The organism is Pseudosulfitobacter sp. SM2401, from assembly GCF_042932805.1.
In the GTDB taxonomy this organism is placed as follows: Bacteria; Pseudomonadota; Alphaproteobacteria; order Rhodobacterales; family Rhodobacteraceae; genus Ascidiaceihabitans.
Window position 1 is genome coordinate 2,732,455 of record NZ_CP170633.1, and the last position, 26,196, is coordinate 2,758,650.

Below are 26,196 nucleotides of genomic sequence, written 5' to 3' on the forward strand. Positions count from 1 at the left end.
AGGCCAGGCGCGCGCTGTACTAGCCTACTTTGGCCAATTGGGTGCGGTGTTCGGTGCCAAATGCGCGCTCGAACCAAAGGCGTGAAATGGCGGGCGATAACCCTGCACGGCGCGCGACTTGCAACTGGTGTGCTTTGTCGAAATGCCACAGGCCGACACTGATGCTATCGCGACCTGTTCCAGAGCTACCCAATACTTCGGGGGACGAACCGATCATACGGTAAATGCGAACCATACGGGCATCAAAAACGCCAACAAAGTGTTCAATGTCAAAGCCTTGCATGATTTCACCACCCCCCAGCATCAAGGCCGCTGCGACTTTGGCATCGGCACTACGAGACAAGCAAAACCGTGTGCATTCCCAGATGACCGGGCTGGATACTGGCCCGCCGCCCAACAGTTCGGAAAAGTGATCGTTGACCATTACAGAACCCGTTGTCGGCAAGAACCGCATAGAGCCCCCGTGGGTTCCATCTGCGTTTTCCCAGATCACGTAAAGCGGGTTCAGATCATCATATTCGTCACGCTCGTGGCCCGCTGCATCGACTGTCACATCCCAGCCGAGGCGGGTTTTGAACTGGTCTGCGCGGTCACAGAACATTGTGTCAGCGAGTTTTGGGTACTTCGGCAATTCGTTAGCGTAAAGGTAGCGCAACATATCTGATCTCCATGTCAGCGGTCCGAATGAACCGTTAACCAGGAGTACTGTTCGCTGACTTAAGGGAGCGTGTTAGCGCCGCGCGCACTGTTGTGGAAATGCGCAACGGCTGGCATTAATAAATTGATATTAAACGACAATCAGACCACGCGAGATGGCGCGCGCAACAGCATGGGTGGTATTCATCGCCCCCAATTTGAAACGCGCACTTTCGATGTAAACCCGTACCGTGTGCTCGGAGATCGCCAGCGTCTGCGCAATCTGCGCGCGGCTATAACCCATACCCAACAGCGTCATCGCGTCAATTTCACGTGGCGACAGCGCTTGCGACGCTTCGGGCGCACGATCCGGTTCCAGGTCCAACGCTTTTTGATTGAACGCATGCGCGATCAAGATCATGTCGCGACGATGTAATTCGGTGAATTCCGCCCAGTGCTCATCATCGACCGAGTGATTGACACTAAACAATGCGAACTGCCCGTTCGGCCCACGGATCGGAACCGAAAACCCTTGGTTGCCAACGCCGTATTCGATGGCTTCTGCCTGAAACAGACGCGCCGCTTTGCTGGACCAATCCAAACGCTTCCAATCGACGGGGTGAAATCGTTGATAGCATCCAGCGATCACAGGATCGATGCGCAGATAGTTTTGGTCCAGATACCGATCACGCCACGCGTCGGTGTATGTGCCGCAACCATATTGGTCACCGGCACTGTCGACCCAATGGTAAACCATATGGTTCACGCCCATCAGGTCACGCAATTTTTCAATCGCCGCTTGGAGCGACGGGAGCCCCTCAGCTTGTTCTAGTTCCTCCAATATGCGTTCCAGACGCGTATTCGGTTGCAGGGGCACTTGCGGCTTGCCTTTCGTTGAGGGTCGCAATTTCGGCCATCGCCACAATTGCCGTGTCCTCAAGCTGTTCGGCCAAGGCCATCAACTCGTTAGAACGGGCAAATGTTTTGAGGTCCGTTAGAACGTCCAAAATCCAGTCACTTCTCATATCACGATACACCCTTTGTTAGTTAACGAAAGCTTAACACAACTCTAGCATGAGCGGAAAAGGTAAAGATATTCCCTCATTTCAACTCCCCCGATATAGGGAGGTGCAGATTTGCAACTCATTGAAAAGGCATATTTGGGTGGTTAATACGACAAACGCCCGCGACAGGAGACCTGATTCGCGGGCGTTTCCATGGCATGGTGACGTGAGCGAGAGGCTATTTGCCCGCTTCGACGACGTCCTCGACGGTGCGCAAACCGGTTTTTGGTGCCTGAACCAAGACTGACATGTTGCCTGGTTTATGTTCGTTGCGCAGCATCTTCATGTGCGCATCTGGCAACGCGCTCCATTCGAACACTTCTGACATGCACGGATCCAAGCGACGCTCAACCATCAGGTTGTTGGCCGCAGACGCTTGTGCGAGGTGGGCAAAGTGGCTGCCTTGCAGACGCTTTTGGTGCATCCACATGTAGCGCACGTCAAATGTCAGATTGAAACCTGACGTGCCTGCGCAAATCACGACCATGCCGCCTTTTTTGCAAACCAAAGTGGACACAGGGAACGTCGCCTCGCCCGGGTGTTCGAACACCATGTCGACGTTGTTGCCTTTGCCGGTGATCGCCCAGATCGCCGCGCCAAATTTGCGGGCCTCTTTGAACCAAGCGGCATATTCCGGTGTGTTTACTGTCGGCAATTGGCCCCAGCAGTTGAAATCTTTGCGGTTCAAAACACCTTTTGCGCCCAGCCCCATGACAAAGTCACGTTTGCTTTCGTCGGAAATCACACCGATGGCGTTGGCACCGGCTGTGTTGATCAACTGGATCGCATACGATCCCAAACCACCGGACGCGCCCCAAACCAGAACGTTCTGGCCAGGTTTCAGATCGTGTGGTTCGTGACCAAACAGCATGCGATAGGCAGTGGCCAGCGTCAGCGTGTAGCACGCCGCCTCTTCCCACGTCAGGTGCTTGGGGCGTGGCATCAGTTGTTGGGCTTGCACGTTGGTGAATTGTGCAAAAGACCCGTCAGGCGTTTCGTAGCCCCAGATGCGCTGGCTGGTCGAAAACATCGGATCGCCGCCGTTGCAGTGTTCATCGTCGCCGTCGTCTTGGTTGCAGTGGATCACAACCTCGTCGCCGACTTTCCAGCGTTTTACTTTATCACCAACCGCCCAAACGATGCCCGACGCGTCAGAGCCTGCGATGTGGAATGGTTGTTTGTGACCGTCAAACGGGCTGATCGGTTGACCCAGTGCGGCCCACACGCCGTTGTAGTTAACACCAGCGGCCATTACCAAAACCAAGACTTCGTGGCTGTCGAGCGTAGGCACATCGACGACCTCTTGCAGCATCGCTGTGTCCGGTTCGCCGTGGCGTTCTTTGCGGATGGTCCATGCGTACATTTGCTTTGGCACATAGCCCATCGGCGGCATTTCACCGACCTCGTACAGATCTTTTTCGGGTGCGTCGTATTGCGCGATACCATTGTCCAAAGCCATGCCAGCCTCCTGAAAAGTTACAAACGTGCCGCAACGCAGAATCGCGCTGCTTTCACAGTGGAATATGGGTCACAAGGTAATATTGCAACCTCTTGGGTATGATTTTTGTAACTTTATGACTTTGCGAGTGCAGAAATTTTGCTGCGACTGCATCTATTGCGCGAAAAAATGCGCAATCGAATTTGAATAGTACTGCAAGACAGGAATCTGATCCGGGGTCTTTTCCCAGCCTCCATCCGTTTGCGTAATCAGCTTGCGCTGTTCCATGTGTTCGCGGGCCAACCGCACTGTCGCCGCAAAGTCCTCTGGTGCGGTCAACGGCAGCTCGCCTTGGCAAGCAGCGATCTGTTTGTTCACGGCCCGTGCAAGTGCCGCATCATCCAAAGCAGCTTCGGCTTGCAACACTGCGCGCGACAAGAGAGGTACGAACAACACCGGCATGACGTCCTGAATGCGGGCCATCAGATCTTGGGCCAGTTCTTGGGCGCTCGGCGGTTCTGCATAGGTGCGCAAAGACACAGGTTCCCCGAACACGACGGCCGCCGTTCCAAAACGCAAGAACTTGCCACGCAAACGCAACCAAATCTTGCGGGCGATGAATTTGAACACAACGGACACTTTGCCGCCAAACCGGCGATCGCCCCTCTGATCCGCAGCAATCAGCACGCGGTCTTCCAACACACGGTCGTAGTTAATTGCAACGGGAACAAAGATCACTTCGCGGGCTTCGGGGTCGTATTCCTCAAGGATATAAGACAACAGGCCCATCTTTGGCGGCATCAGTTTGCCATTTAGACTTAGGCCGCCTTCGGGAAACACCGCTTGGGTCACGCCGCCGTCGCGGGCCATTTGCACGTAACGCGCCAGAACCTTGCGGTACAACGCACCGCGCGATTTGCGTCGAATGAAATACGCGCCGAGCGATTTGATCAGTTTGGACAACGGCCACACCCGCGCCCATTCGCCAACCGCATACGACAAGGCCGACGCGCGTGCGGCCAGATACGTGACCAACAGATAGTCCATGTTGGATCGGTGGTTCATAATGAAAATAACGGTCGCGTCCTTGGGCAAATCGGCCAGACGCGCGTCGTTTTCAGGCCCTGTCCGCACAGTATAGAGCGCATTGGCCAACCAGCGCGCGACCCGAATGCCGAACCCGAAATATGCGAAAGCACTAAAGCTGGGCACGATTTCGCGGGCGTAAGACTGCGCTTTTTGAAAGCCGACGTTTTCGGGCACATCATGTTCACTCGCGTAGTCAACAATGGCGCGGGTCACTTCGGGATCATAGCTAAGGCGCTGGATCATGTCGTAACGACGCGCCAGCTTGAATGGCTCGATCGGGCGTTCTAGGCGTTCGTTCAATTTCTTAACCGCTCTTTCAAGGCGGCGGCGAAAATACCAGCGCACCGAAGGTAACAAAAAATGGCTAAGAGCAGTGACCGCAGCAAACAGCAGGATCAATACAAATAGCCAAATAGGAAGTTCAATGGTTTGCGTCATTGCCGACCACCCTTACAGGGCTGGTCAAATGCGTAAACCAAAAACAACCGCAGTCTGGTTTTCATTTCGTCGCGCGACCTTTATCCTCTTCGGAATGTATCAAGCTGATTCATTCTTTACACTTAGCATCACAGATCAGATCTTTTTGGGGTGGCTTTCGCTAATCCTGTTTTCCGGTGCCATCTGGGCGATGACGCGCGTGAAAGGGATGTGGGCATTGCGGTTATTGATCGCTCTGCTGTCGTTTTGGCTGTTTGTCTGGCTGTCGCCACAAATATACTACTTATACTACATTATGATTATCGACGGTTTGCCCGTACAATGGGTGATCCGAACCGCGCCAAGCCCTGTACACATCATTCAACTGCTCACGTTTTGGACAAATGACACCCTTTCTGCCCATTCTCAGGGGGTGCTTGGCTGGGCCATGATTGCTGCGGCTGCAATACGTAGATAAGGTTCGATTGCCGCAACGCAGCGAATTGACAACGGTACAAAATTCCACGTATCAGTCACGCAGCGCAATAAAATTACCAAAGCGATTCACGAGGTTTTCGATGACACAGCACCAAAAAGACCGCCCTTGGCTGATCCGCACCTATGCCGGACACTCCACCGCCAAGGCATCAAACCTGTTGTATCGCTCGAATCTGGCCAAAGGCCAAACCGGCCTGTCCGTCGCTTTCGATTTGCCCACACAAACTGGCTATGACAGCGATCACGTCTTGTCGCGGGGCGAAGTCGGCAAAGTCGGCGTGCCAGTGTCGCACCTTGGCGACATGCGCGCCTTGTTTGCGGACATTCCGCTTGAGCAGATGAACACGTCGATGACGATCAACGCAACCGCCCCTTGGTTGCTGGCGCTGTACATCGCTGTGGCCGAAGAACAGGGTGCGGATGTGGCCACTCTGCAAGGCACGGTTCAAAACGACCTGATCAAAGAATACTTATCGCGCGGCACGTATATTTGCCCGCCAAAACCATCGTTAAAGATGATCGCGGACGTGGCCGAGTATTGCTACACAAACGTGCCAAAATGGAACCCGATGAACGTGTGTTCCTATCACTTGCAAGAAGCAGGCGCGACGCCGGAACAGGAATTGGCCTTTGCATTGGCGACAGCTACGGCCGTCTTGGATGAATTGCGCCCGCGTGTTGCGGTTGAGGATTTCCCCGCATTGGTTGGACGTATTTCGTTTTTCGTAAACGCCGGAATTCGGTTCGTCACAGAGATGTGCAAAATGCGCGCTTTTGTCGATCTTTGGGATGAAATTTGCGAAACCCGTTATGGCGTAACCGAGGCGAAATACCGCCGTTTCCGCTATGGCGTTCAGGTCAATTCCCTTGGGTTGACCGAGCAGCAGCCAGAAAACAACGTTTATCGTATTCTCATCGAAATGCTGGCCGTGACGCTTTCTAAAAAGGCACGCGCGCGGGCCGTGCAATTGCCCGCCTGGAACGAAGCCCTCGGCCTGCCCCGCCCATGGGACCAGCAATGGTCCATGCGCATGCAACAAATCATGGCGTTTGAAACAGATCTGTTGGAATTCGACGACCTGTTCGATGGCAACCCTGCGGTCGATGCAAAGGTAGAAGAATTAAAGAACGGCGCGCGCGCTGAATTGGCGAACCTTGACGGAATGGGCGGGGCGATCGACGCAATCGACTATATGAAATCGCAATTGGTCGGATCGAACGCTGCGCGCCTGAACCGAATTGAATCTGGTGAAACGGTGGTGGTTGGCGTCAACAAATACACCAGCACAGAACCTTCGCCGCTTATGACCGCTGATGGTGGCATCATGGTTGTCGACCCTGCCGAAGAACAAGGGCAAATCGATCGCCTGAACGTCTGGCGCGCGGATCGTGATCAGGTCGCTGTCGACGCCGCTTTGGCGGATTTGCGTAGTGCCGCCGCTGAGGGGCGCAATGTGATGGAACCCTCGATTGCTGCGGCCAAAGCGGGCGTGACCACCGGCGAATGGGCCGCCCAAATGCGCGCTGTGCATGGAGAATATCGCGGACCAACCGGAGTTGCCGCTGGCCGTTCCAACCAAACCGAGGGCCTGGATGATCTGCGCGACAGCGTCGATGCGGTCAGTGACAAATTGGGCCGGCGTCTGAAGTTCTTGGTTGGTAAACCGGGGCTCGATGGCCACTCGAACGGGGCGGAACAAATTGCTGTGCGCGCACGCGATTGCGGCATGGATATCTCGTACGAAGGTATTCGCCTGACGCCAGAAGAATTGGTCACCGCCGCAATTGAAGACGGCGCGCATGTTGTGGGTCTTTCAATTCTGTCCGGCAGCCATATTCCGCTGGTCGAAGAATTGATGCACCGGATGCGGACTGCTAACCTTAGTGAAATTCCGGTCATCGTCGGAGGAATCATTCCCGACGAAGACGCAGAACGCCTGAAAGCAATGGGTGTTGCGCGCGTATATACGCCGAAGGATTTCGAATTGAATACTATTATGATGGATATTGTGACGCTCGCAGACCCATCGGAAGTAGAAGCAGCATAACCCAGAGTTATTGATACAAAATAGATCAAGGGTTTTTCTTGATCCTCTTGGTTATTGTCGTATATGCCCTACGCAATTCGAATTGAATTGCGAGGACAATCCTATGAAATTTGATCTTAAATCCCTGACACGTAAAGAGTTAGAAAAGCTGGCTGCAGATGTTAAAAAAGCACTGCTTACAGCCAAAGCCCGTGATCGTCGTGAAGCCATGAAAGCCGCAGAAAAAGCTGCTGCTGAATTCGGGTTTTCGCTGAATGATTTGGCCAAAGACAAAGCGCCAAGCGTGGCGGCCAAACCCAAAAAGAAAAAAAGCAAACCGGCTGTAGCCCGCTTTGCAAACCCAGAAGACCCGGCACAAACTTGGACTGGGAAAGGGCGTCAGCCATTCTGGTTCAAGAATGCCGTTGAGGCCGGAACGTCTCCGGACGATTTGGCAATCTAGGTTCAAAGAGATTTTGGAAATGGCCTGCGTATTCGACGGGCCATTTCCATTCCGACGCTGCTAGACGGATAATGCACCCCGTCCAAAGATGAATTGCCAGCGGCTACCATCTTGCATGACAATTTCACCACCACCTGAACGCGGCGTTTCATATTGCGCAGTGCCTACCCCTGTCAGCCCGTTTGAGCATTTGACAGGAAAGGTCACTTTGCGCGTCTCGGACGCTGGTGTGTATCGACCGGAACAATTGGTTCCGCCATTGCTGACCTGAAACCAGCCGCCTTCCAAAAATGTGGCCGTTGCAGTGCCGCGATAAACTGTGTTGGCCGGACCAACCACTGCGACTGGATGTGAAACATCACAGGCCGTTAATCCAATTGATCCCAAAAGAGCGGCGACAAGAATAGTTTTCATAACAAACACCTTTGTGTTGCGGCGAACATCTTGAACGCCGTTCATGGATATATGAACAATGTTCACCGCATTCCTCAAGTATGGTTTTCCCCACTTGTCTCTTGCCCTATTCATCCCCTCGGGGCAGGTTGCCAAAAACCTGAAAGGATCCTTCATGACAGTTCACATCGGTGCAAAACCAGGCGAAATCGCTGAAACAGTCCTGCTGCCTGGCGACCCTTACCGCGCCAAATGGGCCGCAGAGACGTTTTTGACAGACGTCAAACTGGTCAATGAAGTCAGAGGCATGCTGGGGTTCACCGGCACGTGGAATGGCAATCGCGTGACCATCCAAGGGTCAGGCATGGGCATGCCGTCATTGTCGATCTATGTGAACGAGCTGATCAAGGACTACGACGCAAAAACTCTGATCCGTATTGGCAGCTGTGGCGGCATGCAGCCTCAGGTCAAGGTCCGTGACGTGATCATCGCGATGACAGCCAGCACAATAAATTCGCCATCCTCTGGTATCTTTAAAGAGTTCAACTACGCGCCCTGTGCCGATTACGGGCTGCTCGCAGCCGCAGTGAACGCCGCACAAGCCAAAGGCACAGACACTCATGTTGGCGGCATTTATTCGTCGGATGTGTTCTATGACGAACGCCCTGATCTGAACGAACAAATGACGCGCCACGGCATTCTTGGCGTCGAAATGGAGGCCGCCGAGCTTTACACGCTTGCTGCCCGTTACGAGCGTCGCGCATTGGCTGTTTTGACCGTGTCGGACCACTTGCAAACGGGTGAAGCCTTGCCCTCGACAGACCGCGAACGCAGCTTTGGCGACATGGTCGAAATCGCGTTGCAAGCCGCGTTTAACTAGCCGCGCCCGTGGCTGCGATCATATCTGTTGGGCTGGGGTGAAACCCAGCCATCCAAACTGCCTGCTGCCGGTTTGAACACTTCAACCAGCAGCGGGTAACACGCGGCCTCGTCCGATGAATGTTCAGATGAACAGTCCCCGCCAGGGCAGGCACTGAGGCAACCAAGCAAATCAATCTCTGCAAAGAATTCAAGGTAGTCACCGGGGCGTACCGGTGATGCCTTCATAAAATATTGTCCAGTATCGCGGGTAAACCCTGTGCACATAAATACGTTGAGCACGTCGTGAACATAAGACTCCGCCTCTTGCGGTGTCAAATCCAGATGGTCCGCCATCGCACGCGACAGGTTCGAATGACAACAATGGTGGTACTGCCCACCGGCCAGCAAGTTATGTGTATAGGGATCGCAGCGCGTGCCAATCACGTCGTGCACCGAGCCGCCAAATTCATCCATTCCGTACCAACCAAGCGTGTCATGGGTGATCGTCGCCATAGGCCGCAGCCCTGGAAAACTAGACCACATGCGTTGACCCGTCGTGATGTGTGTACCGTGCAACGCACGCGTTTTGCCGGAATAGAACCGCTCGTTCAGGTCATTCGCATTGAACAGATTGAGGTCGCCAACCTGCGAACCTTCCACCGATGTGATGCGGAAAAAATGACCTTTTGGAACATGAAACGTTGCCGCCTCGCGGGCAGGTGCAATGACTTCATGGACCTTGGTCAAAGTGTCCCGCGCCCTCGTATACAGATCCATATCCGGGGCCGGCAGCGTATCGACGGGGTAGCAAATGACTGGCTTTATGGCGCGGCGCGCAGCTGAATCTGAGGGTTGGGTCACGTTGTATCCTTACAAGCTGGGTGGACGATGCAGCGATTTGCAGTCTTTTGGAACACCCGTTGACGACGTAAACGCCTCGGCTCCGCAGGCGGCACAATTGTACTTGCGCAAGGTTCCACGGTTACCGGATGCGTCAGCCCGCCAGCGGCATTCGCGATTGGGTCGTGCGCGGCGGGCTAAAAACGCCACGACAAAAAACGCAATAACGGCGACAAGAATTAAGGGCATGTGTTTCGTCCTGTTGGCACCTGCGTCCAAGGACATTGGCGCAACTGGAATTTAGGTACAACACACAAAAACGGCGACCCTTGGGCCGCCGTGATGTTTTGGATTGCTGACCAGCTTAGACGCGACGTTCAACCATCGTCTTTTTGATGTTGGCGATCGCCTCGGCTGGGTTCAGGCCTTTCGGGCAGGTCTTGGCGCAGTTCATAATCGTGTGACAGCGATACAGTTTGAACGGGTCTTCGAGATCGTCGAGGCGTTCGCCTGTTGCCTCGTCACGGCTGTCGATGATCCAGCGGTAGGCGTGCAGCAATGCGGCTGGTCCAAGGTAGCGATCGCCGTTCCACCAGTAGCTGGGGCAGGACGTTGAGCAGCACGCACACATGACGCATTCGTACAGACCGTCCAGTTTGGCGCGGTCCTCGATGGACTGTTTCCATTCTTTTGCAGGACGGTTGGTTTTGGTTTCCAACCACGGCATGATCGACGCGTGTTGGGCGTAAAAATGCGTCAGGTCCGGGATCAAATCCTTAACCACCGGCATGTGCGGTAGCGGATAGATTTTCACGTCACCTTTGACTTCGTCCATGCCGTAGATGCAGGCCAATGTGTTGATGCCATCGATGTTCATCGCACAAGACCCACAGATGCCTTCGCGACACGAACGACGGAAGGTCAGCGTCGGATCGATCTCGTTTTTGATCTTGATCAGCGCGTCCAAAATCATCGGGCCGCAGGTGTCCATATCAACCCAATAACTATCAAGCTGAGGGTTCTTGCCGTCATCCGGGTTCCAGCGATAAATGCTGAATTTGCGCAAGTTCGTTGCGCCCTCGGGTTTTGGCCATGTTTTGCCCCGCGTCATGCGGGAATTTTTCGGCAAGGTCAGTTGAACCATGTCAGTGTTCCTTTCTGCTCTGAACGAGCACATCGGTCAAAGAATCAAATACGGGTTGGTTTTGCACAACAGATTTCGCCAATTCGCGGCGCACATTGCGCGGCAATTGAAGCGTGTTGGCAAGGCGCATGAATTCGAGCGCGCCGGGCGTTAAGCTTTCGTTGCGATCACCCGGAATTGGATCAAGGGCCGCAATATCAGCGTCAGTGAGGCCAGCAATTTTCAACAATTGTTGGCCAGGGCGGGCGCGGTCAGTTTCGTCTTCTAGTGCGATCCACGTGATGCGATCTGCACCCACCGCCGCGTTCAGGCGCGATTTCAGATCATCCCAATCGGTTAGGGCGTTCGTGTCAGCGCGAAAACGTTCTAACGCGTGGGTGTAGTTGTTGGATTTCACGACTTGGTTGTGCACCGAAGATTTCCAGCGCTGAATGTCGCGGGTATAGAAAACATACTCCGGAATAAGCGGCGCAAGATGCTTGTCCAACAGGCCCATAATCTCGGGGAGGTGCGGGTACAGATCTAGCAAATCGCCCGTCCCCGGCATCGCGCCGCACAGGTTTTCGTGGCTCAACAAACACAGATCGTGATCAGAGGCTTGCATCGTGTCACGCGCCGTTTCGATAGCTGTGATCAGTTCAGCCTTGTCGACGATCCCTTGCGAATAATCCCACGCAGCACGCCCCACCAAACGGCAGACGGACTTGGCGTTTGGAACCATCACCAACATGCGAGACGCCAACGCATCTTTGTTGCGCCGCAAAAAGTGCTGCAGCGACGTGGTGCCCGTTTTCTGGACACCCATATGAAGGATCAGCCGCACGGGTCTAGCCTGCGAGCGCCGCGACGCCAGCCTTGGTCACGCACTGCGTCGTTTCGGGCCGCGACAGGATCGTGCGCACCAATGTGACGGTGGTTTCATCAACACCAACCACGGCTGCCTTAGCGAATTTCGCAATCTCGCTGGTGTTTGAATTATCGATGATGCAATCGGAAAACGGCGTCACGACCTTGTTAGGCACGCTTGGGAATTGCGTGGTCAATGTCTCTGCCACGGCCGCCTTCGCACTGCGCCGTGCGACATCATCAACCGCTTGTGTTGCACTTTCACAGCCCACAAGGGCCATGAGACTTACCGTTAGAAGCGCCGGTTTCAACATCAGAAGTTACGCACTTTTGGAGCGATCTTCTTGGGGTCGATACCGCCGTCATTGTGGCTGGTCAAAGGCTGTAGATGCACGCCGCGATAAGATAGGCGCGCCTCGTTTTTGCCGTTGAACCACGTCAGTGAGTGCTTGCGCCAGTTCTCGTCATCGCGCTCCGGGAAATCTTCGTGCGCGTGGGCGCCACGGCTTTCTTTGCGCGCCTCGGCCCCGGTGATCGTGGCAACCGCGTTGGGGATCAGGTTGGCCAGTTCCAGCGTTTCCATCAGATCAGAGTTCCAAACCAGTGACCGGTCCGTGACACCGATGTCCGACCATTTCGCCGCGACTTCGTCCATTTTTGCCTTGCCCTCGGCCAAAGTATCATTGGCACGAAACACAGCTGCGTCTTTTTGCATCGTCTGTTGCATTTCCATACGCAGCGCCGCCGTTGGCGTGTGGCCTTTGGCATGGCGCGTGTTGTCGAAACGTTCAAACGCGGCGTCTACCGATTTTTGGTTTGGCGTTGGCACGGGTGTCGACGGGTCCACGATTTCGCCTGCGCGGATCGCAGCGGCGCGGCCAAATACGACCAAATCGATCAGTGAATTTGACCCCAAACGGTTTGCGCCGTGCACCGAGGCACAGCCCGCTTCGCCCACGGCCATCAGGCCCGGTGACACTGCATCAGGCGTATCAGCGGTTGGGTTCAAAACCTCACCCCAATAGTTCGTCGGAATACCGCCCATGTTGTAGTGAACAGTTGGCAAAACCGGGATCGGTTCTTTGGTCAAATCGACGCCGGCAAAGACGCGCGCGGATTCCGAAATACCCGGCAGGCGCAGGTCCAGCGTTTCTTTGGGCAGGTGGTTCAGGTTTAGGTGGATGTGATCGCCGCTTGCGCCTACACCGCGCCCTTCACGGATTTCCATCGTCATGCAGCGCGACACGTAATCGCGCGGTGCGAGGTCTTTGTATTGCGGTGCGTAGCGTTCCATGAATCGCTCACCTTCGGAGTTGGTCAGATATCCACCTTCGCCGCGCGCGCCCTCGGTGATCAAACAACCGGCGCCGTAGATCCCTGTCGGGTGGAATTGTACAAATTCCATGTCTTGCAATGGTAGTCCAGCGCGTGCCGTCATGCCGCCGCCGTCGCCGGTGCACGTGTGCGCAGACGTGGCCGAGAAATAAGCGCGCCCATAGCCACCCGTCGCCAGCACCACCATTTTGGCAGAGAACAAGTGCATCGTGCCGTCGTCCAGTTTCCAACACAGCACGCCTTGGCAAACACCGTCATCGGACATGATCAAATCGATCGCGAAATATTCGATGTAGAATTCCGCGTTATTCTTGAGGCTTTGGCCATAAAGCGTGTGCAGGATCGCGTGGCCGGTGCGGTCAGCGGCAGCACAGGTGCGCTGCACGGCGGGGCCTTCGCCAAATTCGGTGGTGTGGCCGCCAAACGGACGCTGGTAAATCTTGCCCTCTTCGGTGCGCGAAAACGGAACGCCGTAGTGCTCAAGCTCGTAAACCGCTTTGGGGGCTTCGCGCGCGAGGTATTCCATCGCGTCCGTATCGCCCAGCCAATCAGAGCCTTTGACCGTGTCATACATGTGCCACTGCCAGTTGTCGGGGCCCATGTTGGACAACGATGCCGCGATCCCGCCTTGTGCGGCAACAGTGTGCGAACGGGTCGGGAAAACCTTGGTCACGCAGGCCGTGCGCAACCCTTGTTCTGCCATGCCGAGCGTGGCGCGCAAACCTGCGCCCCCTGCCCCGACAACAACCACGTCATATTCATGTGTTTCGTATTCATAAGCAGCCATTTTCAGGTCTCCTTTGTATCGATTAAAGCGCGAGACGGGCGATAGCAAAAATGCCAGTCGCAGCCGCCGCATAAGAGAGACAGATCATCAAAACGATGCTGACCTTTTGGGCCGTCCCATGAACGTAGTCCTCGATCAGGGTTTGGACACCCATTTTAAAGTGCATCATGGTGACGCCAATGGTCAGGGCCGCGATGATTGCCGGAAAGGGACGCGCAAAATAGGCGATCACTTCGGCATAAGGCTTGCCCAACATCGGCCCAAAGGTGAAGACGAACATCGGGATCAACAGCAGCAGTGCAACCGCGCTGACCTTCATTGCCCAGAAATGTTCGGTGCCGGTCTTTGCAGACCCCATGCCAACGGCGCGTTTTCGGTCGGTCAAAAATGCCATGCTTTGCGTCCCTTAAACAATGATGATTGTGAGAATGGTCAGAATGACGGAACCGGCAATCACGGCCCAGCCCATCTTTTCTGCAGTTGGGATATCGAGGCCAATGCCGTTGTCCCAAATCAGATGCCGCACACCGGCGAGTGTGTGATACCACAGCCCCAGGACGGACAAGGTCATCACAATGTCGCCAAACCAGCTGGTCAAAAGCCCGTCTGCATACGCGAAATATGTTTCCGACGTTGCAGCCGCCAAGAACCACCAAATCACCAAAAGTGACGATATCAAAAGTGCGTTGCCTGTGATCCGCGTCAGGATCGAAGTCATCGACGTCAGTTGTGGTCGATAGATTGACAGGTGCGGTGAAAGCGGGCGATTGCCCCGATTTACATCAGCCATGCTACTGGTCCCTTTTCAAAACTTGTCTCTTTACTAGCGATTTTTACGGCAGTGTCACGTAGCACAGGGTTAATATTGCTGTGAATTTCTATAGGATTGATACGGTTTTGGTAATTTGTGATCACAGCCTCAAGTCGTGTGATCACATTCATGGCGAATCTACCCGCCTTGCCAAACCTGTCACCTGCTTTGTCGTTTCGCGTTGCAGTTTGCGTCTGATTTGGGCGGGATAGTCGTCAAAGCCTTGTGCGGTGACCACAAATGCCCCCTCGCCCGAGATCAGGTTTTCGTAAAAATAGGCCGTCAGGTCCGTCTTGTCGGTTTCGATGGCAAGCGCATTTACGATCACACCTGCTGCGCGGATTGCTGCCAATTGCGTGATCGGCTCAGCGCCTTCGTTCGACACCCCGTCACCCGACACATCAATGACTTTGCGCGCGCACTGCGGCACTTGGTCGAACAACGCCAACGACATCGACACTGCTTCGCCTATAGCTGTCGAGAAATTGCGCCAAATGCGTGGATCTTGGTCAATCGTATCCGCCAGACTGATGACATCAGCGTAGGTGCGCATGCTGGTCCACGGAATTGTTTGTTTTTGGCGCGATGATCCGGTCCATTGCACCAATGTGATTTGTGCTGACTGGTCGATCAGCGCATCAACAACGATACCGTCACGCAGCGCCGTGGCCAGCCCGCCCATCTGGATCGCATATTCATTGCTATCCACCGACCCCGACACATCCACCGCCAACACCAACGCCAATTCGCAGGCGACCACGGGGGCGGGCGACAGCAGCATGGCGGCAAAGGCAATAGGTTTCATAGGTGCTAGCCTAGCCGTTAACGTCGCAGGCCGCACTTCAAATTGACGTGGGTTTAGAGGTGGGTTTAATCGACGGGCAGTTCGCGCAGCCAGTTGACCATTTCCGCGCACATGATGATCTCGACCGTTTCCGGATCGTAAAACGCGTTCGGCTCACCGCAGGAGGCGACGCTGATGGCTAGGTCTTGGGGCAAACTAAAATCGCGGTTCAGGGCTGCGACCTCTTCTGCAACCAGCTTTTCCGCAAGCGTGTCTGTCACGCCGTCGTAGATCATTGACGTGCCGGGGGAATCAACTGCGAGGTCATCAAACACTGGTCCCCAGCTGTCATCGGCAAGCGTGAATTCTTCTTCGCAGGTGTCCAAGCGGTCCTGTGGCAGGCCCAATTCACCGGCGATATCAGAGCGTTCATCGATGTTGGCCCCTGCAAACAAGCAGACAAGATTGTAATAGCGCTGCAAATCCGGGCCATGCAGATCCCACCACGCGGGGTCTTGCCCGTCTTGTTCGATGGTGCGCGCCTCGCCCAAGAAACCAAACGCGGAATCGTAGGCGATTTCGGTCGCGGTCGCCTCGTCGAACAGCTCGTTAATCAACAGGATCGAAGCGACGTCTGCGGCGTCTTCTTCTTGACCAAAAACCGGCAACTGGACCAGATCAATGATCGCATGGCCCAATTCATGGTACAGGACCGACAACAGATTTGCGCGGATGAATTCATCTGAATTCTGCGCCTGCGCACTGCCTGCCAAAACGGCAAGCACAAACACCAATGACCGGATCATATGGAACCCTCTCAATAGACTTCTATGCGACGCAAAAGCTGCGCGCCCAACGCATCCTTGTAAGGGACAAAGGACGCATCAATTGCATCCGCCTGCTGCTGGGAAAACGTAACGCGTGCAGGCGTATCTGGCAATTGATCGACAAAAGCGATGCGATAAACCGTTGGCGGGTGACTGTCGTCTATCGACGATTTCTTGGCTTCGACCACAGACATCAGATGTTCTTTTGTCTCGTCAGAAGTGTTGTGGACTGCAGCCGCCATATGATCAAAAATCCAACCATCATGGGGCTGATCATGGGTGCGCAACCGCCGCGTTGATCGCTCTGCCTCAGGGCTAAGGACGCTTGTAAACAGCAGCGTATGTGCAGACCGTTTGCCCGCCACAGATACCGATTTGGCATCCGCCACATATTCGGCGATCTGCGCGTGATACATCATGCTCCAATTCAGCAGAGTCCAAATCAGCTCGCACAGCAGCCCAAACACCGCCAAAGCAAAATGTGTAAGCATCTCGCCCAAACCCCTGCCACCAATATCATCATCTGGACGCAGCCAATACAACCACGCCTCAAGCGTTTGCATGGCGTACCAGATAATCAAACTGCGACCGGGATCGCGGTTAACCAAATGGCCGATCTCATGCGCCATCAATGCCAAGCGTTCCTTTGGCGCAAGCGTGTACCAAAGCCCAAGGCCAATCCCCATGATATTCTGTTTGGCACCGAAAAGTGGCCGATATTCAAACAGGTAGGCGTTCATTTCCGCCATCAAATGCACACCATCAATCTGCGGCGCATCAAGGTCTGCACAGACCTGATCCAGCAGTTCAAACAGCTCGGGCAGGTCATCACGGCCATAGGTTGTTAGGTCGTTACGCGGGCGGCGCGGGATCAACACCCAAGCCAACCCCAGCAGCAATGCCACCAAAATCCAGCCCAAAACCGTGTCATAACTGACTGACAAAAGCCAACCCGCCAGCGCAAAAACCATCAACGGCGTCGACAACACCAACACAGCAAGTACATTCGCTAAAATCAGCGATACGCGTCTTTGGGATTGCGCAGCATCAACATCCTCTTGGGCCGCCTGAAACGCACGCGCCGCCAAATGCCCGTTCATCCGTTCAAATAATCTACGCATGGTTTCCCGTTTCTTTTGGTCTCAAATATCCCGGGGGAGGCCGCAGGCCGGGGGCAGCGCCCCTGCCCTAATTACGTCGGGATCAGCACCCAATAATCTAGGTCCAGCAACACCTCTGGCAGATACTTTCCATCTTCGCCGCGCAGTTGGAACGGCGCGCCACCTTTGGTCGCCACCAATCTCATCCGCAACGCACCAACGCCGGGGGCTGCAGTTTCGGCCTTGTCCAACACTTCGGACCATGCCCGCACGGTGTCACCGGCCAAACACGGGTTCGCGTGCGCGCCACCGTTCAGACCCACAACCATCTGCGCATTCGCCAATCCGTTGAACGACAGTGCACGCGCCATCGAAATCACGTGGCCACCGTAGATCAAACGTGACCCATCGGGGCGTGCCGAGGTGTCAAAATGCACCTTGGCAGTGTTCTGCCACAGGCGCGTGGCCATCATGTGTTCGGCTTCCTCGATCGTGACACCGTCGACGTGGTCGATCTGTTCACCAATTTCGTAGTCGCCCCAGCGGTGCGGTTCGCCCGCCAGTGCAAAGTTGTAGTTGCTGAAATCGAGCCCCTTGGGGATCGCAAGTTGATCCACGCCCAGCGCGTCCGGCAAATCGGGCACAACCGTTTCAGGGGCTGGGGCATCGACGTCGCGTTTGCGCACCATCACCCAGCGCACGTATTCCATGACCGTTTCGTCGTGCTGGTTCAGACCCGTCGTGCGCACATACAACACGCCGGTTTTACCGTTCGAATTCTGCTTTAGCCCGATCACTTCGGAACGCGAGCGCAGCGTGTCCCCCGGCCAAACCGGCATCAGCCAGCGCCCTTGCGCGTAGCCCAAATTCGCCACCGCATTCAGCGACACATCAGGCACGGTTTTGCCAAAAATCACGTGAAACGCGATCATATCGTCCAGCGGGCTGAACGGCAGACCGCAGTCTTGGGCAAACTGGTCAGACGAATACAGCGCGTGGCGCGCCGGATAGAGCGCGTGATAGAGCGCCCGTTCGCCCATTTTCACAGTCCGCGGCACCGCGTGATCGATCACCTGCCCAATAGAATAGTCTTCAAAGAACCGGCCCGAATTCGTCTTTTTCATCTAGTATTGTCCTAGCTTGGTGTCGGGGGTGTAGGTGCCGTCGACCTCTTTTACGACCGACTGCCCGCAGCGCATGATGCCTGCGGCGTGGTCCCATGTCTGGGTGGGCGCGCCGTACAGCTCCCACCCTTTGTTGAGCGCCTCAGTGACCTTATGGCAAAAGGCGGATGTGTCTTCTTCGGACAAAAAGCGGTACAGTTTCATGAGGTTACCTTACCCAAACGGGTTGACGCCAAGGGCGATGTGAATGCCTGCGGTGATCGAAAACGTGACCAGCGTGATCACAATCAACAAGATGTCTTTGGACGCGGCACCGGGTGCCGGACGATCCCAGACGGGCACAGAACGGTTGATCAAAATGACCGATCCGACGGCCCATGCCAACATCCCGCCAAACAGGATGACAGACGCGACATCGCCGTTCACCAACAGGTGCGCGACGGCCCAGACCTTGACGCCCAACAACATCGGGTGGCGCATTTTGCCGCGCAAACGGCCCGTCGTCGCCGACATCCCGATCAGGAAAAACGCGCCCAACATCATAAGGTTGTTGATGTGCTGGAAAAAGCTGGGTGGGTTCCAAACGGGGATAAACTCAGCGCTGCGATAGCCGATGACCATCAGCGCAATGGCCGCGAAACTGGCGATCGTGACAACTAGTTTGCCTTTGTCGCCAAAGCCAGCGCGATGCGCAGGTGCCAGACGTTTCCAATAATGTGCGCCAGTCCAAAGGATCAGGCCGAGGATGATCAATAGCATAAGGTTACTCCGTGGCGATTGCTGCGATTGCCTCTACCTTTGCCAGAGTATCGCGGGCAGTAGCAACATGAAGGTTCTCGACGATCTTGCCATCCACGACGGCTACGCCCTGACCTGTGGCCTCGACAGCATCAAAGGCTTCGATCTGACGGCGTGCCAAATCGACCTCGGCGTCGGACGGCGAGAAGGCAATATTTGTGACATCGACCTGTGCGGGATGGATCAAGGTTTTGCCGTCAAAGCCCATGTCGCGCCCTTGGTCACATTCGACTTTCAGGCCCTCGTCGTCTTTGAACGCATTGTATACGCCATCGATGATCACTTGGTCGTTGGCTTTGGCGGCCAAAACACACAGACCAAGACCGGTTTGCAATGGCAGGCGGTCGGCGCGATGGCGCGTTTGCAGCTCTTTCGCCAGATCATTGGTGCCCATAACCATGCCCTGCAACATCGGGTGCGCGCCGATGGCGGCGGCATTCAACATGCCAGCAGGCGTTTCCATCATCGCCCACAACGGGATGTCGCCAGTGATCTTTTGCAAAGCGTCCAGATCAGCTGGGCTAGACACTTTGGGCAATAGAATCGCATCAGGGTTCATCGCGGCCGCGGCCTTTGCATCCGCCTCGCCCCACTGCGTATCCAACCCATTGATGCGGATAACCTTCATGCGTGCACCGTAGCCACCTTCGGCCAAAGCGGTGGCAAGGGTATCACGCGAGGCGTCCTTTTCATCCACTGAAACAGCGTCTTCAAGATCAAAGATGATCGCATCGACGGGCAAGCCACGCGCCTTGTCCAGCGCACGCGGTTTAGAGGCAGGAATGTACAGAACAGATCGAAGGGGGCGGGCCAAAGGCATAAGCATGGGCTTTCTTTGCGGTGATGACGACGTGATTGAGTGAGACAGAATGTTGCGCGCAAAGGGACATTTTCGAGAGAAAAGTTCAAGCGGTTTTCGCTGCATTGCGGCAAAAATCAAATTGAACGCATTATTTTTCCAAGCAACGTTCGGCCCGTTAACCATTATTTCAGAGCTAAAGGGCAAATATTTGATCAGTCAGATAAACCTAAGAGGACCGTCTCGGCAGGCCGCCGCATAGTGGCCGCCTAACCAAGGACGGAGGCGGATCAGACATAGGACTGGAACCGGGGCCGCTTGGTCTTTTGCACAGTGTCGCCGAAAAATTTGGCGGGCCGAAAGGCAGTGTAGAATGATTGTGCGACGCCTTTGAATAAAGGCTGACACGAAATGAAACGCAGAAACAAAATACTGCATCTGAGCGCGCTGACAGTTGGCGCCGGGATGTATTTGGCGCTGGCGACAGATGTTGTGGCGCAAAATGCACGCAATTGTGGACCACGCGAGATGGTGGTGGATCGTCTTGCAAATGGCTACGGCGAAACCCGTCAATCGATGGGGTTGGGTGCTAACAATGCCGTAGTAGAGGTGTTCGCCTCTGACGACACCGGTACCTGGACGATCACGGTCACATCGGCAAACGGGACCACATGTCTTGTTGCATCCGGTCAATCGTTTGAAGAATTGGTCGAGGCGCTGCCCGCCAAAGGGAACGACGCCTGATCATGGTGGTGGGCGACACGCCCACCTTACAAAACATAACATTTGACGTGTAAGGCGGATGGGATCATCCGCCTTTTTTGCATACTGGGCCGCGCAGCCAGCTGCACCATACTTTAATCACAACAGGATGAGTAAGGTGGGCGTGTCGCCCACCATCCGCCTTACGACAGCCCATCCCAAATCAATTTGCATCCGGTGATCGCCAAAATCACATATGTGAGGCCAAAGAACACACGCTCAGACACCAAATGATGCGCTTTGACCCCCACCCACGCCCCGAACAGAGCAAAAGGGGCAAGTAGTAAATTCGCAATCCCTGTTTGCAGTGTGAACATCCCTAAAAACGCATAGGGCACAAATTTTGCGACATTTATCACCCAGAACACCAAGACGGTTGTCGCTTGATACTGGGCCTTTGTAATGCCTTTGGATAGCAAATAAACCGCTACGGGCGGTCCGCCTGCGTGACTGACAAAGCTTGTGAAGCCCCCCGTAAATCCGGCCACTGCGCCCGCGTAATTGCCCATAGATTGGCTCCCGATTTTTACCCAATCCAATCGCAGCACCAGTCGCCAGACCACAAAGCCTACTGAAATTGTGCCAATTAAAACCCGCAAAAAATCATCATCAACCAATCGGTACAAAAGCGCCCCAAAGGCCACGCCCGGCACACCGCTTATCATCAGCAAACGCGCCTCGCCCCAGCACCATTTGCCCCAGTACGGACGCAAACTGGCGACATCGACCAACATCAGCAGCGGCAACATCACGCCCAAGGCTAACCCCGGCGGGACCACCAGTGCCAGAATCGATGCACCCGCAAATGCAGCGCCTGATCCAAAACCGCCCTTGGAAATACCTGCAAAAATCACCGCCGGAGCCGCGATCACGAAGAAGTTGAAGTCGAGTGTGAGCACGCGAAACCTGCTGAAAAACTGATCCTCCTTTATGGTTTACAACCAATTGCCGCGCCCGCCCACCCGCATTGCGCGGCAACGCTGCAACGCAGCACCCTTGCTAAACCGCGCATTTGGGACTAGGCACAGCGCGAAATTCAACCTTATTTCGGAGAACACTCATGGCTCGACCCAAGATTGCCCTTATCGGCGCTGGTCAAATCGGCGGCACGCTTGCCCACCTCGCAGCGATCAAAGAATTGGGCGACGTCGTCATGTTCGACATCGCACCCGGCACGCCAGAAGGCAAAGCGTTGGACATCGCCGAATCCGGCCCGTCCGAAGGGTTTGACGCCTCGATGTCCGGCACGCAGTCTTACGAAGACATCGCAGGCGCCGACGTTTGCATCGTCACAGCCGGCGTTCCACGCAAGCCAGGCATGAGCCGTGATGATCTGTTGGGCATCAACCTGAAAGTCATGAAATCTGTCGGCGAAGGCATCCGTGACCACGCGCCAAACGCCTTTGTGATCTGCATCACCAACCCGCTTGACGCGATGGTTTGGGCCTTGCGCGAATTCTCTGGCCTGCCCCACGAAAAAGTTTGCGGCATGGCCGGCGTTCTTGATTCAGCACGCTTCCGTCACTTCCTCGCCGAAGAATTCGAAGTCTCCATGCGCGACGTCACAGCCTTCGTTCTGGGCGGTCACGGCGACACGATGGTGCCATTGACGCGCTATTCTACAGTTGCTGGTATCCCCTTGGCCGATATGGTCAAAATGGGCTGGACCACACAGGAAAAACTCGACGCAATCGTTCAGCGCACCCGCGATGGCGGTGCCGAAATCGTCGGCTTGTTAAAAACAGGGTCCGCGTTCTACGCCCCTGCCACGGCCGGCATCGAAATGGCCGAAGCTTACCTCAAAGACCAGAAACGCGTTCTGCCATGTGCAGCTTGGGTTGACGGCGCATTGGGTCTGAAAGGCATGTATGTTGGCGTGCCAACTGTCATCGGCAAAGGCGGCGTTGAACGCGTTCTCGACATCCAAATGACCAAAGACGAGCAAGCCATGTTCGACAGCTCGGTCACTGCGGTAAACGGTTTGGTCGACGCCTGTAAAGCCATCGACAGCTCGCTGACGTAAAGCTTTTTAGCACTGAAGCTCAGAAAAGGCCGGATGCATCACGCGTTCGGCCTTTTTCTATTCAGGCCAGTTTTCTATTCATGCCCGCAATTTTCTACGCTAGTCTAACGACATGACCCAGCCCCCTGCTATCAAACGCAAATTAACGACAATTCTGGCGGCAGATGCTGCGAATTTCTCGGGTCGAATGGCCCAGGATGAGGTTGCAACGGTTCAAGCCTTGCGCAAATCCCGTGCCATTTTTGAAACAAGCATCGCCAATCGTGGTGGCCGGATTGCAAACACTGCGGGCGACGGGTTGATCGCCGAATTTCCGTCTGTGGTCGAAGCGGTCGCCGCTGCGATCACCATCCAAAGAAACCTCTGCGCTGCTGAAAACCTGCTGCCGTTTCGCATTGGCCTGCACTTGGGCGACGTGATCGTTGAAGGCCCGGATTTGCTTGGCGATGGCGTAAACCTCGCAGCCCGCCTGCAAGAAGCTGCCCCCGAGGGCGGCATTTTCGTCTCGCGCCAAGTGGTCGATCAAGCCAAAGGCCGCCTGGACGCCGAATTCCGCCCACTTGGCCCCGCATTGCCAAAGAATTTCACCGAAGAAGTCGCGATTTACGCAGTTTTGGCGGATGGCATACAAAGCCCGTCCGACTTGGCCGCCGTTCGCCCAAATCGCGCGGTGCCAAGCCTCGAGCAAGACGCCCATGCCAAATTCAAACGCACCAAATGGCGCGCCGGTTTGGGTGGCGGTGGCTTGTTCCTGATCGACCTGGTCAATGGGGCCGGGCCAAGCTGGCCCGCGTTTGGAATCGTGGCCATTGCTATTTCGGTCTTTGTAAAATGGCGTAAATTGCCGCCAAAGTAATTTGGGCACGCAGCGCATGTCATCGGCAATGTTATTGCCAAACTGATAACCCTTAAGAATCAACCGATTTCATGCAAATTCTACACGCTCGCGCGCATTGTGATCACAAATTTTTTCACTGTGATCACAAAATCCCGAAAACTCCGTATAATCGTCTAAAATCAGCATTTTCCCATTTACGGACCCTTTAGACATGTTCGTATAGAGCTAACCAAACGCAAATTCGCCAACGCACTTACACGGGACCAAACTTATGAACATTCATGAATACCAAGCCAAAGCACTGTTGCGCACGTATGGGGCACCAGTTTCGGACGGTCGCGTTGTGCTAAAAGCGGAAGATGCGAAATCTGCGGCGGGCGAAATGGATGGCCCGTTGTGGGTGGTCAAAGCGCAAATTCACGCAGGTGGACGCGGCAAAGGTAAATTTAAAGAAGCAGACGCAGGTGACGCCGGCGGCGTACGTTTGACCAAATCGGTCGAAGAGGCGGCAAATGAAGCTAAGAAAATGTTGGGCCGCACGTTGGTCACACATCAGACTGGCCCCGCTGGCAAGCAAGTCAACCGCATCTACATCGAAGACGGCGCTGGCATTGAAACCGAATTGTATTTGGCTTTGCTGGTTGATCGCCAAACCTCGCGCGTGTCGTTTGTTTGCTCGACCGAGGGTGGCATGGACATCGAAGAAGTCGCAGCCGAAACGCCTGAAAAAATCCTGTCCTTCTCGGTTGATCCGGCATCGGGCTATCAAGCGTTCCACGGCCGTCGCATCGCATTTGCGTTGGGTCTGGAAGGCAAGCAAGTCAAACAGTGCGTTGGCCTGATGGGTCTACTGTACAAAGCGTTCATGGAAAAAGACATGGAGATGCTGGAAATCAACCCGCTGATCGTCACGGATGCTGGTGATCTCAAGGTTTTGGATGCCAAGGTCAGCTTTGATGGCAACGCCATGTACCGCCACCCAGACATCAACGAATTGCGTGACGAAACCGAAGAAGACGCGAAAGAGCTTGAGGCGTCCAAATACGACCTCAACTACATCACGCTGGACGGTGAAATCGGCTGCATGGTGAACGGCGCGGGCCTGGCCATGGCAACGATGGACATCATCAAATTGTACGGTGCCGAGCCTGCGAACTTCCTCGATGTTGGCGGCGGCGCGACCAAAGAAAAAGTCACCGAAGCGTTTAAAATTATCACCTCTGATCCGAACGTCAAAGGTATTCTCGTGAACATCTTTGGTGGCATCATGCGTTGCGATGTCATCGCCGAAGGTGTGGTTGCAGCCGTCAAGGAAGTCGGTTTGAAAGTACCATTGGTGGTGCGCCTCGAGGGCACAAACGTGACCGAAGGCAAGGCGATCATCAACAACTCCGGCCTAGACGTAATTGCAGCGGACGATCTGAAAGACGGCGCTCAGAAAATCGTGAAAGCGGTTAAAGGGTAAGTCGAATGAACCCCGCCAAATTGGCAGTGACTAGCGCAATTTTTGCGCTCTGTGGATCGGCTCTGTTTGCGCAGAAAGCCGGCACTGCAGACTATCCCAATTTGGTGAGCGTTCTAAAGCAAACCTGTCTTGCCACTTTCCCAAACTATAATGGGATGGAAACAAAAGCCGTTGCAGCTGGCTTCAAATCCACAAAGGATGGCGGATGGACAAGTGATGATGTTTTCCTCAGGGCCGCTGGGACGAAGACACCAGAAGAAAAGCGTACTTGCGCGGTGAACTTGCGAAAAGAGTCTGACGCGAAAAGTGTTTCCACCTATTTGCAATCGGAAATCCAAAATCTGGGTGTTAGAGAAATAAGTGCAGAACGAAAAGGTGTCCGCCTTTCGGTCGGGTTTTCCTTGCACGGCAGGAATGGCGTAATGCGGGTCGAACCGTTAGGTGGTCGCACGGCCTCTATCATTGTATTGGTTCAATCAGACTGATGTCGTTAACCAAGACATATCGCTCCGGCACTTATCCACTTGCTTTGATCTTGTCACTTTCACTGGCAGATTTGGCGCACGCGCGCAGCACACATACCTTTGCGAACCTAGGTATGCAGTCATTTGCGACCCATTGCTTTTCCCCGTTTTTGACGCGTCAAAAAGCCGTCGACGTCTTTGGTGTTACTGGCTTCGCTTATGATTTTTACGATTTAGATCCATTCTCGTCTGCCGCTCCATCGCCCGCCGAAGGACGCAAAGTTACGGTAGGCACGGACCGGCGCTGCGAAATTAGTTTCGATGGCACCCACGGCCTGCAGGCTGCCGATGTAGCCATCGCCGCCCTCAAATCTGAGGGTCTTGATACACACGCCGATGTCCCCGCGCATTTCATACGCACCGCAGACACCACATTGCTGGCTGCCCGCCGCCTGAACCCGCGTCGCGTCGCGGTTGTTCATGTGGGCACCCGCGTAGGCGAAAACGGCATTGAAACATTCATGTCCGTAGAGCGACTTTTGCCTGAGCAAGTGGAAGGATAA

33 protein-coding genes are annotated in these 26,196 nt (G+C 54.8%); 10 read left to right on the forward strand and 23 right to left on the reverse strand.

Going from position 1 to position 26,196, the window contains the following annotated elements; translation table 11 throughout:
* Positions 1-19 precede the first annotated feature (19 nt).
* The 5 genes from ACFIO0_RS13590 to ACFIO0_RS13610 all read right to left on the reverse strand — a co-directional run bounded on the left by ACFIO0_RS13590 (position 20) and on the right by ACFIO0_RS13610 (position 4,665).
* Positions 20-658, reverse strand: a complete 639-nt coding sequence (locus tag ACFIO0_RS13590) for an acyl-homoserine-lactone synthase (RefSeq protein WP_390910937.1) — start codon at positions 656-658, stop codon at positions 20-22.
* 129 nt (positions 659-787) lie between these two features.
* A complete protein-coding gene (locus ACFIO0_RS13595) occupies positions 788-1,507 on the reverse strand; it encodes an autoinducer binding domain-containing protein (protein WP_390915341.1) in 720 nt (239 codons plus the stop codon).
* Positions 1,455-1,661 (reverse strand): hypothetical protein, encoded by a 207-nt coding sequence (locus ACFIO0_RS13600; protein WP_390910938.1) that lies wholly within the window; start codon positions 1,659-1,661, stop codon positions 1,455-1,457. The genes ACFIO0_RS13595 and ACFIO0_RS13600 overlap by 53 nt, the downstream gene beginning before the upstream one ends.
* A gap of 217 nt (positions 1,662-1,878) precedes the next feature.
* The gene (gene ccrA / locus ACFIO0_RS13605; protein WP_390910939.1) at positions 1,879-3,159 is read right to left on the reverse strand and encodes a crotonyl-CoA carboxylase/reductase; all 1,281 of its coding nucleotides are present in this window, start codon (positions 3,157-3,159) and stop codon (positions 1,879-1,881) included.
* Positions 3,160-3,312: 153 nt separating this feature from the next.
* Entirely contained in the window at positions 3,313-4,665 is a 1,353-nt protein-coding gene (locus ACFIO0_RS13610; protein ID WP_390910940.1) for a 1-acyl-sn-glycerol-3-phosphate acyltransferase, read from the reverse strand.
* Positions 4,666-4,693: 28 nt separating this feature from the next.
* Between ACFIO0_RS13610 and ACFIO0_RS13615 the strand changes: the two genes are divergently transcribed.
* The 3 genes from ACFIO0_RS13615 to ACFIO0_RS13625 all read left to right on the forward strand — a co-directional run bounded on the left by ACFIO0_RS13615 (position 4,694) and on the right by ACFIO0_RS13625 (position 7,632).
* Positions 4,694-5,122 (forward strand): hypothetical protein, encoded by a 429-nt coding sequence (locus ACFIO0_RS13615; protein WP_390910941.1) that lies wholly within the window; start codon positions 4,694-4,696, stop codon positions 5,120-5,122.
* A gap of 67 nt (positions 5,123-5,189) precedes the next feature.
* Positions 5,190-7,190, forward strand: a complete 2,001-nt coding sequence (locus ACFIO0_RS13620) for a methylmalonyl-CoA mutase family protein (RefSeq protein WP_390915342.1) — start codon at positions 5,190-5,192, stop codon at positions 7,188-7,190.
* Between the two features lie 103 nt (positions 7,191-7,293).
* Positions 7,294-7,632, forward strand: coding sequence for an H-NS family nucleoid-associated regulatory protein (locus tag ACFIO0_RS13625; protein WP_390910942.1), 339 nt, complete (start codon positions 7,294-7,296; stop codon positions 7,630-7,632).
* A 60-nt stretch (positions 7,633-7,692) separates the two neighbouring features.
* On the opposite strand, the gene ACFIO0_RS13630 is transcribed toward ACFIO0_RS13625, so the two are convergent.
* Positions 7,693-8,046 carry a hypothetical protein gene (locus ACFIO0_RS13630; protein WP_390910943.1) on the reverse strand — a complete coding sequence of 118 codons (354 nt, stop codon included), beginning with the start codon at positions 8,044-8,046 and terminating at the stop codon, positions 7,693-7,695.
* A gap of 154 nt (positions 8,047-8,200) precedes the next feature.
* Between ACFIO0_RS13630 and deoD the strand changes: the two genes are divergently transcribed.
* Complete coding sequence (gene deoD, locus ACFIO0_RS13635; protein ID WP_390910944.1) at positions 8,201-8,905, forward strand: purine-nucleoside phosphorylase; 705 nt, start codon at positions 8,201-8,203, stop codon at positions 8,903-8,905.
* On the opposite strand, the gene ACFIO0_RS13640 is transcribed toward deoD, so the two are convergent.
* The 16 genes from ACFIO0_RS13640 to ACFIO0_RS13715 all read right to left on the reverse strand — a co-directional run bounded on the left by ACFIO0_RS13640 (position 8,902) and on the right by ACFIO0_RS13715 (position 20,102).
* Complete coding sequence (locus tag ACFIO0_RS13640) at positions 8,902-9,747, reverse strand: DUF1989 domain-containing protein (RefSeq protein WP_390910945.1); 846 nt, start codon at positions 9,745-9,747, stop codon at positions 8,902-8,904. The two genes, deoD and ACFIO0_RS13640, sit on opposite strands and share 4 nt — an antisense overlap.
* A gap of 9 nt (positions 9,748-9,756) precedes the next feature.
* Complete coding sequence (locus ACFIO0_RS13645) at positions 9,757-9,975, reverse strand: hypothetical protein (protein ID WP_390910946.1); 219 nt, start codon at positions 9,973-9,975, stop codon at positions 9,757-9,759.
* A 115-nt stretch (positions 9,976-10,090) separates the two neighbouring features.
* Positions 10,091-10,870 carry a succinate dehydrogenase iron-sulfur subunit gene (locus ACFIO0_RS13650; RefSeq protein WP_390910947.1) on the reverse strand — a complete coding sequence of 260 codons (780 nt, stop codon included), beginning with the start codon at positions 10,868-10,870 and terminating at the stop codon, positions 10,091-10,093.
* 1 nt (position 10,871) lies between these two features.
* Positions 10,872-11,693 (reverse strand): hypothetical protein, encoded by an 822-nt coding sequence (locus ACFIO0_RS13655; protein ID WP_390910948.1) that lies wholly within the window; start codon positions 11,691-11,693, stop codon positions 10,872-10,874.
* A gap of 4 nt (positions 11,694-11,697) precedes the next feature.
* The gene (locus ACFIO0_RS13660; protein ID WP_390910949.1) at positions 11,698-11,997 is read right to left on the reverse strand and encodes a hypothetical protein; all 300 of its coding nucleotides are present in this window, start codon (positions 11,995-11,997) and stop codon (positions 11,698-11,700) included.
* 32 nt (positions 11,998-12,029) lie between these two features.
* A complete protein-coding gene (gene sdhA / locus ACFIO0_RS13665) occupies positions 12,030-13,838 on the reverse strand; it encodes a succinate dehydrogenase flavoprotein subunit (protein WP_390910950.1) in 1,809 nt (602 codons plus the stop codon).
* Between the two features lie 22 nt (positions 13,839-13,860).
* Positions 13,861-14,232 carry a succinate dehydrogenase, hydrophobic membrane anchor protein gene (gene sdhD, locus ACFIO0_RS13670; RefSeq protein ID WP_390910951.1) on the reverse strand — a complete coding sequence of 124 codons (372 nt, stop codon included), beginning with the start codon at positions 14,230-14,232 and terminating at the stop codon, positions 13,861-13,863.
* A gap of 12 nt (positions 14,233-14,244) precedes the next feature.
* A complete protein-coding gene (gene sdhC / locus ACFIO0_RS13675; protein WP_390910952.1) occupies positions 14,245-14,628 on the reverse strand; it encodes a succinate dehydrogenase, cytochrome b556 subunit in 384 nt (127 codons plus the stop codon).
* Entirely contained in the window at positions 14,616-14,780 is a 165-nt protein-coding gene (locus ACFIO0_RS13680) for a hypothetical protein (protein ID WP_390910953.1), read from the reverse strand. Before ACFIO0_RS13680 ends, sdhC begins: the two co-directional genes overlap by 13 nt.
* Entirely contained in the window at positions 14,777-15,454 is a 678-nt protein-coding gene (locus ACFIO0_RS13685; protein WP_390910954.1) for a DUF1194 domain-containing protein, read from the reverse strand. Before ACFIO0_RS13685 ends, ACFIO0_RS13680 begins: the two co-directional genes overlap by 4 nt.
* 65 nt (positions 15,455-15,519) lie before the next feature.
* On the reverse strand, positions 15,520-16,239 hold the full coding sequence (locus ACFIO0_RS13690) for a DUF4344 domain-containing metallopeptidase (protein ID WP_390910955.1): 720 nt from the start codon (positions 16,237-16,239) through the stop codon (positions 15,520-15,522).
* Between the two features lie 11 nt (positions 16,240-16,250).
* Entirely contained in the window at positions 16,251-17,381 is a 1,131-nt protein-coding gene (locus ACFIO0_RS13695) for a M48 family metalloprotease (RefSeq protein WP_390910956.1), read from the reverse strand.
* 71 nt (positions 17,382-17,452) lie between these two features.
* Positions 17,453-18,484, reverse strand: a complete 1,032-nt coding sequence (locus ACFIO0_RS13700) for a MaoC family dehydratase (RefSeq protein ID WP_390910957.1) — start codon at positions 18,482-18,484, stop codon at positions 17,453-17,455.
* Positions 18,485-18,688 (reverse strand): DUF1737 domain-containing protein, encoded by a 204-nt coding sequence (locus tag ACFIO0_RS13705; RefSeq protein ID WP_390910958.1) that lies wholly within the window; start codon positions 18,686-18,688, stop codon positions 18,485-18,487.
* A gap of 9 nt (positions 18,689-18,697) precedes the next feature.
* Positions 18,698-19,243 carry an NnrU family protein gene (locus ACFIO0_RS13710; RefSeq protein WP_390910959.1) on the reverse strand — a complete coding sequence of 182 codons (546 nt, stop codon included), beginning with the start codon at positions 19,241-19,243 and terminating at the stop codon, positions 18,698-18,700.
* A gap of 4 nt (positions 19,244-19,247) precedes the next feature.
* Complete coding sequence (locus ACFIO0_RS13715) at positions 19,248-20,102, reverse strand: aldolase/citrate lyase family protein (RefSeq protein ID WP_390915343.1); 855 nt, start codon at positions 20,100-20,102, stop codon at positions 19,248-19,250.
* A 390-nt stretch (positions 20,103-20,492) separates the two neighbouring features.
* Here ACFIO0_RS13715 and ACFIO0_RS13720 point away from each other — a divergent pair, with 390 nt between their 5' ends.
* Positions 20,493-20,825 carry a hypothetical protein gene (locus ACFIO0_RS13720; protein ID WP_390910960.1) on the forward strand — a complete coding sequence of 111 codons (333 nt, stop codon included), beginning with the start codon at positions 20,493-20,495 and terminating at the stop codon, positions 20,823-20,825.
* A gap of 161 nt (positions 20,826-20,986) precedes the next feature.
* Here the strand turns inward: ACFIO0_RS13720 and ACFIO0_RS13725 are convergent, their stop codons facing one another.
* Entirely contained in the window at positions 20,987-21,742 is a 756-nt protein-coding gene (locus tag ACFIO0_RS13725; protein WP_390910961.1) for a TSUP family transporter, read from the reverse strand.
* Positions 21,743-21,903: 161 nt separating this feature from the next.
* Here ACFIO0_RS13725 and mdh point away from each other — a divergent pair, with 161 nt between their 5' ends.
* From mdh to ACFIO0_RS13750, 5 genes are all read left to right on the forward strand, one after another.
* Entirely contained in the window at positions 21,904-22,866 is a 963-nt protein-coding gene (gene mdh, locus ACFIO0_RS13730) for a malate dehydrogenase (RefSeq protein ID WP_390910962.1), read from the forward strand.
* A gap of 112 nt (positions 22,867-22,978) precedes the next feature.
* Positions 22,979-23,722, forward strand: a complete 744-nt coding sequence (locus ACFIO0_RS13735; protein WP_390910963.1) for an adenylate/guanylate cyclase domain-containing protein — start codon at positions 22,979-22,981, stop codon at positions 23,720-23,722.
* A gap of 253 nt (positions 23,723-23,975) precedes the next feature.
* Entirely contained in the window at positions 23,976-25,169 is a 1,194-nt protein-coding gene (sucC, locus tag ACFIO0_RS13740) for an ADP-forming succinate--CoA ligase subunit beta (RefSeq protein WP_390910964.1), read from the forward strand.
* 5 nt (positions 25,170-25,174) lie between these two features.
* Positions 25,175-25,654 carry a hypothetical protein gene (locus ACFIO0_RS13745; protein WP_390910965.1) on the forward strand — a complete coding sequence of 160 codons (480 nt, stop codon included), beginning with the start codon at positions 25,175-25,177 and terminating at the stop codon, positions 25,652-25,654.
* A complete protein-coding gene (locus ACFIO0_RS13750) occupies positions 25,654-26,196 on the forward strand; it encodes a succinyl-CoA synthetase subunit beta (protein ID WP_390910966.1) in 543 nt (180 codons plus the stop codon). The genes ACFIO0_RS13745 and ACFIO0_RS13750 overlap by 1 nt, the downstream gene beginning before the upstream one ends.

Excerpts from the sequence above, each read along its gene's own strand:
- ACFIO0_RS13680 (WP_390910953.1), bottom strand. The coding sequence starts at position 14,780 with ATGAATGTGATCACACGACTTGAGGCTGTGATCACAAATTACCAAAAC.
- mdh (WP_390910962.1), top strand. The coding sequence starts at position 21,904 with ATGGCTCGACCCAAGATTGCCCTTATCGGCGCTGGTCAAATCGGCGGC.
- ACFIO0_RS13650 (WP_390910947.1), bottom strand. The coding sequence starts at position 10,870 with ATGGTTCAACTGACCTTGCCGAAAAATTCCCGCATGACGCGGGGCAAA.
- ACFIO0_RS13735 (WP_390910963.1), top strand. The coding sequence starts at position 22,979 with ATGACCCAGCCCCCTGCTATCAAACGCAAATTAACGACAATTCTGGCG.
- ACFIO0_RS13715 (WP_390915343.1), bottom strand. The coding sequence starts at position 20,102 with ATGCCTTTGGCCCGCCCCCTTCGATCTGTTCTGTACATTCCTGCCTCT.
- ACFIO0_RS13695 (WP_390910956.1), bottom strand. The coding sequence starts at position 17,381 with ATGCGTAGATTATTTGAACGGATGAACGGGCATTTGGCGGCGCGTGCG.
- ACFIO0_RS13700 (WP_390910957.1), bottom strand. The coding sequence starts at position 18,484 with ATGAAAAAGACGAATTCGGGCCGGTTCTTTGAAGACTATTCTATTGGG.
- ACFIO0_RS13690 (WP_390910955.1), bottom strand. The coding sequence starts at position 16,239 with ATGATCCGGTCATTGGTGTTTGTGCTTGCCGTTTTGGCAGGCAGTGCG.
- ACFIO0_RS13745 (WP_390910965.1), top strand. The coding sequence starts at position 25,175 with ATGAACCCCGCCAAATTGGCAGTGACTAGCGCAATTTTTGCGCTCTGT.
- ACFIO0_RS13685 (WP_390910954.1), bottom strand. The coding sequence starts at position 15,454 with ATGAAACCTATTGCCTTTGCCGCCATGCTGCTGTCGCCCGCCCCCGTG.
- ACFIO0_RS13630 (WP_390910943.1), bottom strand. The coding sequence starts at position 8,046 with ATGAAAACTATTCTTGTCGCCGCTCTTTTGGGATCAATTGGATTAACG.
- deoD (WP_390910944.1), top strand. The coding sequence starts at position 8,201 with ATGACAGTTCACATCGGTGCAAAACCAGGCGAAATCGCTGAAACAGTC.
- ACFIO0_RS13600 (WP_390910938.1), bottom strand. The coding sequence starts at position 1,661 with ATGAGAAGTGACTGGATTTTGGACGTTCTAACGGACCTCAAAACATTT.
- ACFIO0_RS13710 (WP_390910959.1), bottom strand. The coding sequence starts at position 19,243 with ATGCTATTGATCATCCTCGGCCTGATCCTTTGGACTGGCGCACATTAT.
- sucC (WP_390910964.1), top strand. The coding sequence starts at position 23,976 with ATGAACATTCATGAATACCAAGCCAAAGCACTGTTGCGCACGTATGGG.
- ACFIO0_RS13705 (WP_390910958.1), bottom strand. The coding sequence starts at position 18,688 with ATGAAACTGTACCGCTTTTTGTCCGAAGAAGACACATCCGCCTTTTGC.
- ACFIO0_RS13615 (WP_390910941.1), top strand. The coding sequence starts at position 4,694 with ATGCGTAAACCAAAAACAACCGCAGTCTGGTTTTCATTTCGTCGCGCG.
- sdhC (WP_390910952.1), bottom strand. The coding sequence starts at position 14,628 with ATGGCTGATGTAAATCGGGGCAATCGCCCGCTTTCACCGCACCTGTCA.
- ACFIO0_RS13720 (WP_390910960.1), top strand. The coding sequence starts at position 20,493 with ATGAAACGCAGAAACAAAATACTGCATCTGAGCGCGCTGACAGTTGGC.
- sdhA (WP_390910950.1), bottom strand. The coding sequence starts at position 13,838 with ATGGCTGCTTATGAATACGAAACACATGAATATGACGTGGTTGTTGTC.
- ACFIO0_RS13610 (WP_390910940.1), bottom strand. The coding sequence starts at position 4,665 with ATGACGCAAACCATTGAACTTCCTATTTGGCTATTTGTATTGATCCTG.
- sdhD (WP_390910951.1), bottom strand. The coding sequence starts at position 14,232 with ATGGCATTTTTGACCGACCGAAAACGCGCCGTTGGCATGGGGTCTGCA.
- ACFIO0_RS13660 (WP_390910949.1), bottom strand. The coding sequence starts at position 11,997 with ATGGCCCTTGTGGGCTGTGAAAGTGCAACACAAGCGGTTGATGATGTC.
- ccrA (WP_390910939.1), bottom strand. The coding sequence starts at position 3,159 with ATGGCTTTGGACAATGGTATCGCGCAATACGACGCACCCGAAAAAGAT.
- ACFIO0_RS13625 (WP_390910942.1), top strand. The coding sequence starts at position 7,294 with ATGAAATTTGATCTTAAATCCCTGACACGTAAAGAGTTAGAAAAGCTG.
- ACFIO0_RS13645 (WP_390910946.1), bottom strand. The coding sequence starts at position 9,975 with ATGCCCTTAATTCTTGTCGCCGTTATTGCGTTTTTTGTCGTGGCGTTT.
- ACFIO0_RS13590 (WP_390910937.1), bottom strand. The coding sequence starts at position 658 with ATGTTGCGCTACCTTTACGCTAACGAATTGCCGAAGTACCCAAAACTC.
- ACFIO0_RS13750 (WP_390910966.1), top strand. The coding sequence starts at position 25,654 with ATGTCGTTAACCAAGACATATCGCTCCGGCACTTATCCACTTGCTTTG.